This window comes from Falsiroseomonas frigidaquae, from assembly GCF_012163145.1.
Taxonomy (GTDB): Bacteria; Pseudomonadota; Alphaproteobacteria; order Acetobacterales; family Acetobacteraceae; genus Falsiroseomonas; species Falsiroseomonas frigidaquae.
In genome coordinates this window covers 340,810-353,213 of sequence record NZ_JAAVTX010000003.1, presented here as the reverse complement: position 1 = coordinate 353,213, position 12,404 = coordinate 340,810, and the positions used below count along the sequence as shown (strand labels likewise).

The following is a 12,404-nucleotide window of genomic DNA, read 5'->3' as shown; positions in this document are numbered from 1 at the left end:
ATGCCGAAGCTAAAGCTCGGTCCGATCCTCGACGACCGTCCGGTCAAGCTCACCGTGGAGCTGCCGGCCGGACTGCATCGCGACCTGGTCGCCTACGCCGACGCGCTCTCACGCGAAACCAGCCAGCCGGTGGAGCCGACGAAGCTCGTAGCGCCGATGATGGCCAGCTTCTTGGCGAGTGACAGGGGGTTTCGCTCGGCCCGAAAGCCCGCGCCTAAGTCACGCATGCCGCAGCCTCAGACGCCGCCACGGGACCTCTGAGTGGCCCGAAGTAGCGCCAGGAACCGACGCAGGGCAGGGTTGTCTCGCTTGGGATCCCAATAGGCCGCAGCCTCCACCATCGTCGGCCCTGCCTCGTCACCGACTGGCCGGAACACGACGCCAGGATAGGATGCGCCCGAAGCGGACTCCGCGAGCACGGCAACGCCGAGCCCCGTGCCGACCAGGTTGAACATGCCCTCCCGACTGACATCGTGCGTCGCGAAGCGGGCTGGGTGCTCGTGAGGCAGCATCCTCTGGACCGTGGCGCGGGCCTCCCGTCCGGATCCACGGGATGTGGTGATGAATGTCTCGCCCGCGAGGCCCCGCCACGGGACCAGGTCCGAGGCGGAAAGGGGATGGCCCTCATTCAGGGCGACCATGCCTGTCTCCTGCCATAGTGCAAGTCGGTCCAGGCCCGTTTCGTCGTGGGGCCCGAGGAGGATCGCGACGTCTGTTCGGCCGCGGCGCAGTTCGCCAAGTAGGTGTTCGCGATCGCCCTCGACCACCGAAATTTCGACATGACGATTCCGTGCCACAAAGCGTAGGAGGGCATCGCGGAAGCGACCGCTCGAGGCCGAGAAGTAAGTGCCGATGACAAGCTGGCCGACCAGGCCAGAGCCCGCTGCTCGGGCTGCACCGGCCGCACCATCGAGCTCGGCTAGCATCCGGCGCGCGGCCTCCAAAAACCGAGCGCCCGCCGCGGTTGGCCGAAGACCTGACGTTCGCCGCTCGAACAGAGACACGCCCAGCTCATCTTCCAGAAGGGCGATCCGTCGGCTGACGACTGAAGCGGTAATGTTGGCGGCTTTAGCCGCGAGTCGAATGCTACCGTGACGCTCGACATGGATGGCGAGCTGAAGCGTCCGGAGATTGATCGATCCGTTTAGATGCCCTGGTACGGGGCCTAAACCGCGCTTTCCTTCCACCGCCACCGGCCACAATTTCGGCCGACCCCGACCCGCGCACGCCTTGGAGCGCAATCAACCTCAGCAGGACCGGCCTTGATTTAAAGGTTATCCTGCCGAACCTGCCTGAGCCTGCGATTTGGCTGCAATCACATTTCGGCGGGAAGGGCTGAGTTTGCGCGCTCGGGGGGGATCGGTAAGCCCCCCTTGCCTGACCGCGTGAGCGGTCGCCGGCTCAGAGTGTGGGCTCGAAACTGGCAGGCCAAGCCGCCGCGCATGCACCGACTAACTCAGGGCCGGTTTCAACCGCATGCTTCCGTGGTGCTTCCGTGCGCCTGCGCGACACGCTCCGGCCCGGAAGTGCTTCCACTAGCGCGTTGATTAGTGTAGATAAGTTGGCGGACCCGAAAGGATTCGAACCTTCGACCTCTGCCTTCGGAGGGCAGCGCTCTATCCAGCTGAGCTACGGGTCCTTGCCGACCCCTCCATAGCCCGGCCGGGCAGGCTGGGGAAGTCCCGATCCGCGCCGGATCCGCGCCCGGTTCAGGGATGGTCGAGGCGCCGCTTCACGTAGCGCCCGGTGCCCTGGCTGGCGGGCTGCAGCGCCCCGTCCCGCAGCACCGCCTGGCCGCGGACCAGGGTGTGGACCACCTGGCCGGTCATCTCCCACCCCTCATACAGCGAATAGCCGGCGGCGGAGCGCACCGCCGGCCGCGTCACGGTCCAGCGCGCGGTGGGGTCCACCAGGGCCAGGTCGGCGTCCAGCCCCGGCGCGATGGCGCCCTTGCCGGCCAGCCCCATGATCCGCGCCGGGGCGCCGGCCACCAGCTCCGCGATCCGCGCCAGCGGCAGGCCGCGCCGGGCGTGGCCCTCGGACAGCAGCACGGGCAGCAGCGTCTCCAGCCCCGGGCAGCCGGGGCTGGCCTGCCATATGTTGCCCTGCTTGCCCGAAAGGTCGCGGTGGACATGGTCGCTGCCCACCGTGTCGATGCTGCCATCCGCCAGGCCGGCCCAGAGCGCCGCCCGGTCCGCCGCCTCCCGCAAGGGCGGGTTGATCTTGCCGGTGACGCCACCATCCCAGCCGATGTCGTGGGTCAGGTAGTGCGGGCAGGTCTCGATGAAGATCCGCCCGCCCAGCGCCCGCTGCTGCCGCGCCGCATCCAGCGCGGCGGCGGAGGAGCAGTGGACGATATGCAGCGGCGCCCCGGCATGCCGCGCCACCAGCCCGGCCCGCTGCACCGCATCGGCCTCGACGAAGGGGGGGCGGGAGGCATTCCAGCTGGCCAGGCCGCCCGTCCCCTCCGGATCCGCCGCCATGATCCGGGCGCGCAGCACCCAGGCCAGCTCGATCGTCTCGGGGTGCGGGCAGACCAGTCCGCCATGGGCGGCGGCGGCTTCCGCCAGGCGCAGCAGGAAGCCGTCATCGATATCCGGCAGGCCGAGGCGCTTTCCCTCGCCGCCGCGGTTGTTCATGAATATCTTGAAGCTCGGCGCGCCGTAGTCGCGGACATAGATCGGGATCTCGGCGAGCTGGGCTTCGGTCGAGATGATCGGGTGGAAGCCGAAATCGATGCAGGATCCTGCCTCGGTCACCGCCAGCACATCATCCCAGATGGCGGAGAACGGCTCGGTCGCCATCAGGTAGGGCAGGAAGCAGGTGATGCCTCCCGCCGCCGCCGCGCCGCTTTCCGCGGCGGCATCCGCCGGCACGCGGGGGCGGGAGATGTCCGCGCCATGGCCCAGATGCAGATGCGCGTCGATGGCGCCGGGCAGTGCCACCAGGCCCGTGATGTCCCAGCTCTCCGCCGCTTCCGCCGCCGCGCCGGGGGCCAGAAGCGCGGCGAAGCGGCCATTCGCGATGGCGATGTCGCAAGCCACCGGCCCCAGCCCCGGCAGCACCGCGGTCCCACCCCGCAGCAGCACGTCATGCCGTGTCACGCGAGCGCACCGAGCGCCGCCAGCGCGTCCTCGGTCGGCATCACATCGGCGTATTTCTGCGCCATGTCGAACAGGTTCACCGCATGGCTGGTGGCGCTGCGGTCATAGACCGCATCCTGCGGCACCAGCACCCGCCAGTTATAGGCGAAGGCATCCACCACCGATCCGCGGACGCAGCCGCTGGTGGTGCAGCCGGTGACCACCAGCGTATCGACGCCGAGATCCACCAGGTAGCTCGCCAGCGGCGTGCCGAAGAAGGCGCTGGGATGCTTCTTCGGCAGCAGGATGTCGCCGGGCTGCGGCGCGATCTCGTCGACGAAGGCGTAGCTTTCCGCCGGCACCGTCATCAGCGCCGGCACCTTGGCCGCCAGCCGGCCGGCATCGAAGCTCTCCTTCTGCGAGACATGCGGGTAGAGCACCGGCCAGGCGCGGGCGCGGAACAGGTCCATGATCCGGCGGATGCGGGCCACCGCATCCCAGGCCGGCTGGCCGCAGCTTGTCGGATACTCCCGCACCGCCTCCCAGAACGGCATCGGCCGCGTGCCGGTGGTGCGGTACTGCACGTCGATCACCAGCAGCGCCGGCCTGCGGCCTAGCCCGGCGCGGCGGCCGAAGCCGGCGGCGGCATAGGCGCGCTGCTCCTCCTCCGAGATGATTCCATCCCACGGCTTCATGTGACGTCCTCCTCCGGCACGGCCGGGGCCGCGCACACAAGGTGTATCCTAGGCGCCCTCTCGCGCCCAATCCTAGCCCGCCCAGCGCTGGCGACGTCTGCCGGCCATCAGGTCCTGGCCGCCCGCCGCGCCACATGCGAAACAGCCGCGATGACCGATGCCGGCTTCGACCTGATCCTGTCGGATGTGCGCCTTGAGGGGCTGGCCCGCGATTTCGGCCTGCGCGCCGGCCGCATCGCCCGCATCGCGCCCGCCGGAACGCTTTCGGGCGGCCCGGTGGAACCCGGCCGCGGCCTGCTGGCGCTGCCCGGTCTGGTGGACGGGCACATCCACCTGGACAAGACCTTCCTCGGCCTGCCCTGGCAGCCGCACCAGCCGGATGGCAGCCCCAATGGCAGTGTCGCCGGCCGCATCGCCGCGGAGCGGGCGCAACGCGCCGTGATCGCGGAGCCGATGGCGTTGCGCGCCCGCCGGCTGGTGGAGTCGATCGCCGCGCGCGGCACGACCGCCATCCGCACCCATGTCGATGTGGATGCCGAAGCCGGCCTGGCCGGGCTGGAGGCGCTGCTGGAACTGCGGGCGGAGGTTGCGCATCTGGTCACCATGCAGATCGTCGCCTTCCCGCAATCCGGCGTGCTGCGCCATGCGCGGGTGCTGGAGGATGCGGTCGCCGCCGGCGCCGATGTCGTCGGCGGGCTCGATCCCGCCGGCATCGACGAGGATATCGAGGCGCAGCTCGCCATCGTCTTCGGCATTGCCGAGCGCCATGGCGTGCCCATCGACATCCACCTGCACGACCCCGGCGAGCTCGGTGCCTTCGAGCTGCGCCGCATCGCAGCGCGCAGCCGGGCCGCGGGGCTGCAGGGCCGCGTCGCCGTCAGCCACGCCTATGCGCTTGGCCAGGTGGCGGAGGCGACGCTGGCCCGGACCGCCGCCGCCTTGGCCGAAGCCGGAGTCGCCATCATGACCAACGGCCCGGGGCCGGAGGCGATGCCGCCGGTGAAGCGGCTGGTGGCGGAGGGTGTCACCGTCTTCGTCGGCTCCGACAACATCCGTGATGCCTGGTCGCCCTATGGCAATGGCGACATGCTGGAACGGGCCCGGCTGGTCGGCTACCGCGCGGCGCTGCTGACCGATGCGGAACTGCGCCTCGGGCTCGACCTCGTCACCGCCGCGCCGGCCCGCGTGATGGGCCTGCCCGACCCGGCGCTGCTGGAAGGGGCCGCCGCCGATCTCGTGCTGGTGGACGCCGCGCATGTGCCGGAGGCAGTGGCGACGGCGCCGCCACGGGCGCTGGTGGTGAAGGCCGGGCAGATCGTCGCCCGGGACGGCCTGCTGCTGCGCTAAGGTTGCATTCCGTTAAGGTTGCATCTGCAACAAACGGGCCACGCTGCTGGACCTGGGGCGGATATGGCGTGAGGATTGCAGGCCCGCGCCAGACCACACGCCGGAGAACTTGCATGCGCCTTGCGTCCGCCGACACCACCGATGCGCTGACCGACGCGCGCAGGCTGAGCGCGGAGTTCGGCGAGGCGCTGGCCAACCACGCCGCCATGGTGCTGTGGGCGCAGCGCCAGCTCGGCGGGACCGAGCGCGATGCGCGGCGCTTCCTCGATGCCTATATCCGCGCCAACCACCTGGCCCCGATGCTGCCGCTGGATGAGCCGATCCTGCGCACGGATTGGACCGCGCGGCTGGGCGACCGGCGGGCCGAGGCGGCCTATCGCGCCTTCTTCCGCGAAGAGCTGGCCCGGCTGGGCAGCGCCGCGACGCTGCAACGCCAGTATCTGCCGCGGCTGCTGCCCGGCATCGCCGCCAGCGCGCTGCATGCGCTGATGCGCCTGGCCTACGCGCAGGACTCAGGCAGCGTGGCGGAGGTGGCGGAGGCACTGGGCTATTGGGCTGCCACCTACCTGCCGCTGGGCGAAGGCATCGGCGCCGCCCCGGTCACGGACCAGCCCGCCGCCGTGCTGCTGCGCGTGGCGGAGCAACCGACGCTGCGCGCGCTGGAATTCGATGATGGCCTGCTGTGGCACGCCATGCGTCGCACCGCCGCCATGCCCGCCTTCGCCCCGGTGCATGACTGGCTGGCGGTGCGGCCGGACACCATTCGCCGGATGGCGCAGGATTCGCTGATGGTCTTCGCCGCCACCGGCGAATTCTGCGCGCTGCATGCCGTCTCCGGCACACATTGGCTGCGCCTGGTCCTGCCGGTGCTGGAGCCCGTGGACCAGGATCGCGCCATCCGGTTCTTCTGGCAGGCCATCGCCTCGGTCTATCCGAAGATGCGCTTCCCGCTGCCGCTGACCGAAGCGGAAGCCGAAAGCCAGCGCGCGCTGCCGGTGCCGGGCTGGCCGGCGATCGCGGCCGCGGCCTGCGCCTCGGACGAGGAACATGACGTTTCGCTGGTCTATTCCGCCCGCTGCGAGGAAGCGCAGTGGGGCGACCCGCTCTACCGGGTGGTCGCGGCGCGGCGGGTCGGCCTGCTGCCCGCCTGGAAAGGCTGAACACGCTCCTCCGCAATAGATGCACCAAAGGAAACGCTGGCGTCATTCTTCCCATTTGTCGCATGGGCCGCGATGGCGCATCCTGCACTGCTGAAGCGGGCGGCAGTATGATCGCCCGGCGGGAGAATGCGACCAATGACCATCGGACGCCGCTCGGCGCTGGCACTACCCTTCCTGGCGCTCGGCGCGCATGCCCGTGCGCAGGGCAATTGGCCCAGCCGTCCGGTGCGGCTCGTCGTCTCCTTCACCCCCGGCGGCACCACGGACATCATCGCCCGCCTGCTCGGCGCCACGCTGACCGAGACCTGGGGCCAGTCCGTCGTCATCGAGAACCGGCCGGGCGCGGGTGGCAATATCGGCAGCGAGCATGTCGCGCGCTCGGCGCCGGATGGCTACACGCTGCTGGTCGGCTCGGTCGGCCCCCTGGCGGTGAACCAGTCGCTGGTCAGGAACATGCCCTACGACACGCTGAAGGATTTCGCCCCGGTCACGCTGCTGGCCGGCGTGCCGAACATCCTGGTGGTGCCGGCGGCGTCGCCCATCAAGGATGTGCCGGGGCTGGTGGCGGAGGCGAAGCGCCGCCCGGGCGCGCTCAGCTACGGCTCCACCGGCGTCGGCACCTCCGCCCACCTGTCCGGCGTCATGCTGGACCACATGGCGGATGTGCGGATGCTGCACGTGCCCTATCGCGGCGCCGTCGCATTGAACGACCTGCTGGCCGGCCGCGTGGACTTCATGTTCGCGACCATTCCCTCCGTCATGGGGCATATCCGCGACGGGCGGCTGCGGCCCCTGGCCGTGTCCTCCACCGAGCGGTCGCGCTCCAACCCCACCGTGCCGACCATGGTGGAGCTGGGCTATCCCGAATTCAGCGCCTCCTCCTGGTTCGGCATGGTGGCGCCGGCGGGCACGCCGAAGCCGGTCATCGACAAGATCGTCACCGACGTGCACGCCGCCCTGGCCCTGCCGCAGAACGCGAACAACATGATCCAGCAGGGCGCCGACCCCGTCGGCAACGGCCCGGAGGCCTTCCGCGCCTTCCTGGAACAGGAGATTTCCCGCTGGCGCGAGATCGTCCGCATCGCCGGCGCCCTGCCTGAGTGAAGCCCGGCTCGATGACGCCCGGCTGAGTGACTTCCGGCCTGACGACCGTGCTGCCCGACCGAAGCGCTGCCTGAATAACGGAGAACACACCGATGCCCGACAGCCCCGACCGCTTCCGCATCCCGTCGCTGCGCGACAGCGTGACGCCGGAGGAATGGCAGGCCCGCGTGGACCTCGCCGCCTGCTACCGCCTGATCGACCTCTACGGCATGTCCGACATGGCGGCGAACCACATCTCGGTTCGCGTGCCGGGGGAGGACAACGCCTTCCTGATCAACGCCTACGGCATGCTGTATGAGGAGATCACCGCCTCCTCCCTGGTCAAGATCGACGTCAAGGGCAACATCCTGGCCAAGCCGGAATTCCCCGGCGAGCTGGGCTATGGCGTCAACCGCGCCGGCTTCGTCATCCATGGCGCGATCCATGAGGCGAGCCACGAGATCGCCTGCGTCATCCACACCCATACCTGGCCCGGCATGGCGGTCTCCTCGCTGGAATGCGGGCTGCTGCCGATGAACCAGACCTCCATGCGCTTCGCCAAGATCGGCTACCACGATTACGAAGGCGTGGTTCTGGACCTGGAGATGCAGGACCGCCTGGTGCGCGACCTGGGCGACAACAACGCGCTGATCCTGCGCAACCACGGGCTGCTGACCGTGGGCAAGACGGTGGGCGAGGCCTTCAACGCCATGCACCGCCTGGAACTGTCCTGCCGCGCCCAGCTGGCCGCCCAGGCCACCGGCCAGAAGCTGGTGGAGGTGCCGCAGGCGGTGGTGGATGCCACCTGGAACAACTACCAGCCCGGCACGCGCCGCCCCTATGGCGTGATGGAATGGCCGGGCCTGCTGCGCAAGCTGGACCGGATGGACCCCTCCTATCGTGACTGAGTCTGCCGTCCTGAAAACCGCGCTCGGCAGCTATGCCGGGACGCGGAAGCTGCTGGAGGGGGCGATCCCCTCCAGCCTGCTGCGGCTGGAGTTCGAGAAGGTCGCGCCGATCTCGAAGGCCTTCGCGCCCATGGTGCGGGACCAGAAATACGACGTCAGCGAGATGGCGATCGCCACCTTCCTGATGGCCCGCGCCTATGACAAGCCGCTGGTGCTGCTGCCGGTGGTGCTGGTGGAGCGTGCGCAGGAAGCGGCGATGCTGTGCCGCAGGGACGGGCCGATCCAGGGCCCGGCCGACCTCGCGGGCGCGCGCATCGCCGTGCGCGCCTATAGCCAGACGACCGGCATGTGGCTGCGCGGCAGCCTGGCCGAAAGCTATGGCGTGAAGGCCGACCAGCAGCGCTGGACCACCTTCGAGGATGCCCATGTCAGCGAATTCTCCGACCCGGCTTGGGTGACGCGGGCGCAGAAGGGCCAGGAATTGCTCGCCATGCTGCAGGGCGGGGAGGTGGATGCGGCGATCTTCGGCAACGACATGCCGGATGCACCGGATCTCCGCACCGTCTTCCCGGATCCGCAGGCGGCAGGCGCCGCCTTCCGTGCCAAGCACGGCTTCCTGCCGCTGAACCACCTGGTGGTGGTGCGCCGGGACATCGCCAAGGCCCGGCCGGAGCTGGTCGTGGAGCTGCTGCGGATGCTCCGCGAATCCGGCGCCGCGGTGCGCAGCCGGGCCGAACTGCGCCCGGCCATCGCGCTGGCCATCGAATACTGCGCCGAGCAGGGCCTGCTGCCCCGCCGCTTCACGCCCGAACAGGCTTGGGATGGCCTGCCGGCCGAGGTCGCCTGACCTCGGCCGCTGGCCCTCGGATCAGCTCTGGGCCTTCAGATAGGCGATGACGTCGTTGAGCTGCTGCGGGTTGCGGAGCCCCGGGAAGGACATGCTGCCGCGCGGCAGCAGCGACTTCGGATTGGCCAGGTAGGTCCGCAGGTTGTCTTCCGTCCAGCTCTGGCCCTCGCGCCATTCCTGCATGTTGGCGGAGTAGCGGAACCCCTCGATGGAGCCGGCGGCGCGTCCCACCACGCCGTGCAGGTTCGGGCCGACCCCGTTGCGGCCGCCCTCATTGATGGTGTGGCAGGCGCGGCACTGGTTGAAAACGCGCTGGCCAGCCGCGGCATCGCCGTCCTGCGCCTTCGCAGCGAAGGGGGCGAGGGCGAGGGCCGTCGCGAGGGTCAGTGTCAGACGTCGCATCCGAAGCATCCTCCTTGGTGTTTCCCGCGGCCCAAACGCGGCGGCCGCGCTGCGGGTTCTTGGCGAAAAGCCGCGCCCCGGCAAGACTGCCGGCAACCTGCCCTGGTCGACTTGGCGGCAGCTTCGGACAGCGCAAGGTTCCTGCGGCATGAAACCTCGGTCACGCAAGGCTTCGGGAGCGGAACGATGATGGCCGGGTTCTTCGCATCCGGCCAGGTCGCGGACCTGGTGCTGGCGGTACTGGCGGCGGAGGCGCTGCTGCTGTTCGCCTGGCATCGCCGCACCGGCCGCGGCCTGGCGCCGGCGGCCCTGGCCGGGCTGGTGCTGCCCGGTGTGGCGCTGGTGCTGGCGCTGCGGGCGGCGCTGGTCGGTGCCGGCTGGGGGCTGGTGGCCGCGGCGCTGGTGGCGGCCCTGGCGGCGCATCTGTTCGACCTGGCGGTGCGGCTGCGGCGCTGAGTCATCGAAGCTTGGCTCACCGAAGGGGCCGCGGCACGCGGAAGGGCAGCATGGCGTACATGGCGGGCGAGGCGAAGCGGTCCAGCGACAGGCTTTCGTGGATTGCCGTCGCATCCCGTCCCAGCAGCCGCGTCTGGATTTCGGAGCGGGAATAGAAGGGCGCGTCCACCAGCGTCTGCACCACCCGCGCTGCGCCGCCTTCGGCCCGGGTCGGCCGGGCGATGCGCCACAAGGTCTTCGGCAAGGCAACCGGCGGCGGCGGTTCGAAATCCGTCACGCTGCCGTCGCGGGCCACCCGCAGCGCCAGGGACTGGTCCGTGCCGTCCCGCCGCCGCGCGTTGTACAGGATGGCGGTGGCGTCGGGCATCGGCGCGCGGCACCAGTCCCAGCCGACGAAATCCTGCTCCAGCGGCGCGCTGCCCCAATTGGTGTCGAAATAGGCCGGGCCGGACCAGCGCAGCGCCGGGTTTTCGAGAGTCACCTCCACCGAGGATCGGGCGGCGATCGGGTGCCAATGGTGGCGACCCGCGGAATCGAGTTGGAAGGCGCGGCCGGACACCGCCTCCGGCCGCAGCACCACGGTGCCGCGCAGCCGGCTGGGGAGGGGGGCGGTCACCTCCTCGATCCGCACAGTCAGGGCGTTGCCGTCCCAATGCAGGGCGCTGGGGCCGATCTGCAGGAAATCCGCGCCCCGCTTCAGCGCCGAGCGGCGGCGGTCGGTCATCGCCCAGCGTTTCGGCGCGCCATACAGCGCGACATGCAGGCAGCAATGATTCTCCGGTTCCGCCGCCGCGCCGCCGCGCCGGGCCAGGCTGTACCAGGGGGAGAAGACGGTGCCGATGAAGGCGATGATGGTGATCCCGTGCCGCCCATCCGCGCTCAGCGCATCCAGGTACCACCAGCCATAGCCGCGCGGCGGCGCCGGCCGGTCGAATTCCCATCCGGTCCTGGTCATGCCCTCTCCCCGATCACCGCCGCCGCGGCCAGTTGCCCGGACAGCGCCGCCATCGCCAGCCCGGCCCCCGGATGGGTGGTGCCGCCGGCCAGGATCAGCCCCGGCAGCGTGGTGCGCGCCGCCGGCCGGCTGAAGATGGATTGCCAGCCATGCACCGCCTGGCCGTAGATCGCCCCGCCGCTGCCGGGCGCGGCGCGTTCATGGTCCCGTGGCGTCACCGCCAGCACCGCATCCCGCCGCAGCCGCAGGCCGGCCCGGGCCAGCGCCGCCAGGCTGGCGGCCTCCGCCGGGCCCGCGGGCATCTCCCGCGTATCGGCGCGGGGCGGGGCAGGGACCAGCACCATCAAAGGCTCGGCGCCATCCGGCGCTGGCGCCGGGGCCAGCCGCGCCTGCGCCCATAGCGTCACGGTCGGTGCCTCCGGCATCCGGCCGCGGGCGAGCGCCGCATATTCGGCGGCGGGGTCGGCCGGGTGGAACACCGCCTGGCGCGGCAGGTCCAGCCCCTCCGCCCGCCCCGCGATCGCCCAGCCGAAGGCGGAGAAGGACCGGCGGGAGGCCGGCAGCGGCGGCACCGCGCGCGCCGCCGCGGCGCCGAAATGCCCGGCGGCGAGGCTCGCCGCATCGCTGGCCAGCACCACCTGCCGCGCCGCGATGCGCTGCCCATCCGCCAGGCGCAGCCCGGCGACACGGCCGCCCTGCACCAGGATCTCCGCCACCGCCGCGCCAAGCCGCAACTCCACCCCGCGCGCCTGCGCCAGCCCGGCCAGGGCCTCGGCCAGCCGGTCCATGCCGCCCTCGATGGCGAACAGGCCGGACATCTCGATATGCGCGACCAGCATCAGCGTGGCCGGCGCCAGAAGGGGGGAAGATCCGACATAGGCCGCCATCCGCCCGAACACCTGGCGCAGCCGCGGGTCGGCGAAATGCTCGCCCAGGGCGTCCCACAACGTGCCGAAGGGGGAGGTGCCGCGCAGCCCGAGCCCGACCTGGGCGCCGAGCGCCAGCATCCCGGGCCGCTGCACGGTCAGGAACGGCTTCTCCAGCGCATCCCAGCAGCGGGCGGCGCGGGCCTGGAAATCGAGGAAGCCGCGCGCCGCATCCGGCCCGGCGAAATCGCCGATCGCCGCCGCCGCCGCCTGCTGGTCCGCCATCAGGTCGAGGTACCGGCCATCCGGCCAGACATGCCGCCCGAGCACCGGCAGCGGCCGCAGCGCCAGATGATCCTCCAGCCTGGCGCCGGCGGCCGCGAAAAGCCGCTGGAACACCGGCAGCAGGGTCAGCACGGCGGGGCCGGCATCCACCGTGACCGCGCCGGCGGGCCGCAGGCTGGACACCCGGCCGCCGGGCGTGGCGGCCCGTTCCAGCAGCAGCACCGGGCGCCCCGCGGCGGCCAGATGCAGCGCGGCGGCCAGCCCGCCGATACCGGCACCGACCACCACGATCCTGGGCTCCGCCGATTGTCGCATGA

13 protein-coding genes and 1 tRNA gene are annotated in these 12,404 nt (G+C 71.0%); 7 read left to right on the top strand and 7 right to left on the bottom strand.

Annotated features, from left to right (window positions below):
• Positions 1-261 (top strand): DUF2274 domain-containing protein, encoded by a 261-nt coding sequence (locus HB662_RS10665; protein WP_168049706.1) that lies wholly within the window; start codon positions 1-3, stop codon positions 259-261.
• Here the strand turns inward: HB662_RS10665 and HB662_RS10660 are convergent.
• The 4 genes from HB662_RS10660 to HB662_RS10645 all read right to left on the bottom strand — a co-directional run bounded on the left by HB662_RS10660 (position 237) and on the right by HB662_RS10645 (position 3,778).
• Positions 237-1,193, bottom strand: a complete 957-nt coding sequence (locus tag HB662_RS10660) for a LysR family transcriptional regulator (RefSeq protein WP_168049705.1) — start codon at positions 1,191-1,193, stop codon at positions 237-239. The genes HB662_RS10665 and HB662_RS10660 overlap by 25 nt on opposite strands.
• 369 nt (positions 1,194-1,562) lie before the next feature.
• Positions 1,563-1,639 (bottom strand) — tRNA-Arg (locus tag HB662_RS10655).
• A 70-nt stretch (positions 1,640-1,709) separates the two neighbouring features.
• Positions 1,710-3,104, bottom strand: coding sequence for an amidohydrolase family protein (locus HB662_RS29935; protein WP_168049704.1), 1,395 nt, complete (start codon positions 3,102-3,104; stop codon positions 1,710-1,712).
• Positions 3,101-3,778, bottom strand: coding sequence for an isochorismatase family protein (locus tag HB662_RS10645; RefSeq protein ID WP_168049703.1), 678 nt, complete (start codon positions 3,776-3,778; stop codon positions 3,101-3,103). The genes HB662_RS29935 and HB662_RS10645 overlap by 4 nt, the downstream gene beginning before the upstream one ends.
• A 150-nt stretch (positions 3,779-3,928) precedes the next feature.
• Between HB662_RS10645 and HB662_RS10640 the strand changes: the two genes are divergently transcribed.
• The 5 genes from HB662_RS10640 to HB662_RS10620 all read left to right on the top strand — a co-directional run bounded on the left by HB662_RS10640 (position 3,929) and on the right by HB662_RS10620 (position 9,123).
• A complete protein-coding gene (locus tag HB662_RS10640; RefSeq protein ID WP_168049702.1) occupies positions 3,929-5,125 on the top strand; it encodes an amidohydrolase in 1,197 nt (398 codons plus the stop codon).
• A gap of 113 nt (positions 5,126-5,238) precedes the next feature.
• A complete protein-coding gene (locus HB662_RS10635) occupies positions 5,239-6,285 on the top strand; it encodes a questin oxidase family protein (protein WP_168049701.1) in 1,047 nt (348 codons plus the stop codon).
• 135 nt (positions 6,286-6,420) lie between these two features.
• A complete protein-coding gene (locus tag HB662_RS10630; protein ID WP_209443222.1) occupies positions 6,421-7,389 on the top strand; it encodes a Bug family tripartite tricarboxylate transporter substrate binding protein in 969 nt (322 codons plus the stop codon).
• Positions 7,390-7,481: 92 nt separating this feature from the next.
• On the top strand, positions 7,482-8,276 hold the full coding sequence (locus HB662_RS10625; RefSeq protein WP_168049699.1) for a class II aldolase/adducin family protein: 795 nt from the start codon (positions 7,482-7,484) through the stop codon (positions 8,274-8,276).
• Positions 8,269-9,123: a substrate-binding domain-containing protein gene (locus tag HB662_RS10620; protein ID WP_342449486.1), complete on the top strand. Its 855-nt coding sequence runs from the start codon at positions 8,269-8,271 to the stop codon at positions 9,121-9,123. The genes HB662_RS10625 and HB662_RS10620 overlap by 8 nt, the downstream gene beginning before the upstream one ends.
• A 21-nt stretch (positions 9,124-9,144) precedes the next feature.
• On the opposite strand, the gene HB662_RS10615 is transcribed toward HB662_RS10620, so the two are convergent.
• Positions 9,145-9,525 (bottom strand): c-type cytochrome, encoded by a 381-nt coding sequence (locus tag HB662_RS10615; protein ID WP_168049698.1) that lies wholly within the window; start codon positions 9,523-9,525, stop codon positions 9,145-9,147.
• Between the two features lie 186 nt (positions 9,526-9,711).
• Here HB662_RS10615 and HB662_RS10610 point away from each other — a divergent pair, with 186 nt between their 5' ends.
• Positions 9,712-9,981: a hypothetical protein gene (locus HB662_RS10610; protein WP_209443221.1), complete on the top strand. Its 270-nt coding sequence runs from the start codon at positions 9,712-9,714 to the stop codon at positions 9,979-9,981.
• 16 nt (positions 9,982-9,997) lie between these two features.
• On the opposite strand, the gene HB662_RS10605 is transcribed toward HB662_RS10610, so the two are convergent.
• Positions 9,998-10,936, bottom strand: coding sequence for a carotenoid 1,2-hydratase (locus HB662_RS10605; protein WP_168049697.1), 939 nt, complete (start codon positions 10,934-10,936; stop codon positions 9,998-10,000).
• On the bottom strand, positions 10,933-12,375 hold the full coding sequence (locus HB662_RS10600; RefSeq protein WP_342449485.1) for a phytoene desaturase family protein: 1,443 nt from the start codon (positions 12,373-12,375) through the stop codon (positions 10,933-10,935). Before HB662_RS10600 ends, HB662_RS10605 begins: the two co-directional genes overlap by 4 nt.
• Positions 12,376-12,404 lie beyond the last annotated feature (29 nt).

Excerpts from the sequence above, each read along its gene's own strand:
- HB662_RS10645 (WP_168049703.1), bottom strand. The coding sequence starts at position 3,778 with ATGAAGCCGTGGGATGGAATCATCTCGGAGGAGGAGCAGCGCGCCTAT.
- HB662_RS10635 (WP_168049701.1), top strand. The coding sequence starts at position 5,239 with ATGCGCCTTGCGTCCGCCGACACCACCGATGCGCTGACCGACGCGCGC.
- HB662_RS10605 (WP_168049697.1), bottom strand. The coding sequence starts at position 10,936 with ATGACCAGGACCGGATGGGAATTCGACCGGCCGGCGCCGCCGCGCGGC.
- HB662_RS10640 (WP_168049702.1), top strand. The coding sequence starts at position 3,929 with ATGACCGATGCCGGCTTCGACCTGATCCTGTCGGATGTGCGCCTTGAG.
- HB662_RS10625 (WP_168049699.1), top strand. The coding sequence starts at position 7,482 with ATGCCCGACAGCCCCGACCGCTTCCGCATCCCGTCGCTGCGCGACAGC.
- HB662_RS10630 (WP_209443222.1), top strand. The coding sequence starts at position 6,421 with ATGACCATCGGACGCCGCTCGGCGCTGGCACTACCCTTCCTGGCGCTC.
- HB662_RS10665 (WP_168049706.1), top strand. The coding sequence starts at position 1 with ATGCCGAAGCTAAAGCTCGGTCCGATCCTCGACGACCGTCCGGTCAAG.
- HB662_RS10615 (WP_168049698.1), bottom strand. The coding sequence starts at position 9,525 with ATGCGACGTCTGACACTGACCCTCGCGACGGCCCTCGCCCTCGCCCCC.
- HB662_RS10610 (WP_209443221.1), top strand. The coding sequence starts at position 9,712 with ATGATGGCCGGGTTCTTCGCATCCGGCCAGGTCGCGGACCTGGTGCTG.